Source organism: Mesorhizobium sp. M2A.F.Ca.ET.039.01.1.1 (genome assembly GCF_003998035.1).
In the GTDB taxonomy this organism is placed as follows: domain Bacteria; phylum Pseudomonadota; class Alphaproteobacteria; order Rhizobiales; family Rhizobiaceae; genus Mesorhizobium.
Window position 1 is genome coordinate 1 of sequence record NZ_RZRY01001507.1, and the last position, 485, is coordinate 485.

The window sequence follows — 485 nt, forward strand, 5'->3', positions numbered from 1 at the left end:
CTCCTGCAGGTCGGAGACCAAAAGGTCGCTCGCCGACTTCAGATATTCAGCGCGGCGGTTGCAATTGCCGCCGGTGCAGTTGGCGAGGTCATAGTCCGTGTAGGGTCGCTCGCCGGCGCCGGGACCGGTGCCGTGCAGATCCTGGCCCCAGAGCAAGAACTCGATGGCGTGATAGCCGGTCGCGACATTGGCCTCGACGCCGCCAGCCTCCTGCAGCGTGCCGGACAGGAATTCCGGCGTCAGCTTCGAGGCGTCGACCTTCTTGCCGTCGATCTCGATCTCCTTGTTGGCGATCACGTTGGCGGTATAGAGCGAATTGGTGTCGGACTCGCTGCCGTAGCTCTTGGCGACATAGTCGATCAGGCCTTCGTCCAGCGGCCAGGAATTCACCTTGCCTTCCCAGTCGTCGACGATCTTGTTGCCGAAGCGGTAGACCTCGGTCTGCTGGTAGGGAACGCGCGATGCCTTCCAGGCTTCGCGGGCGG

At 63.1% G+C, this 485-nt stretch carries 1 protein-coding gene; it reads right to left on the bottom strand.

The window, feature by feature from the left end; genetic code table 11:
- The coding region (locus EOA24_RS40685; protein ID WP_281059957.1) for an imelysin family protein at window positions 1-485 on the bottom strand (485 nt) is incomplete at both ends.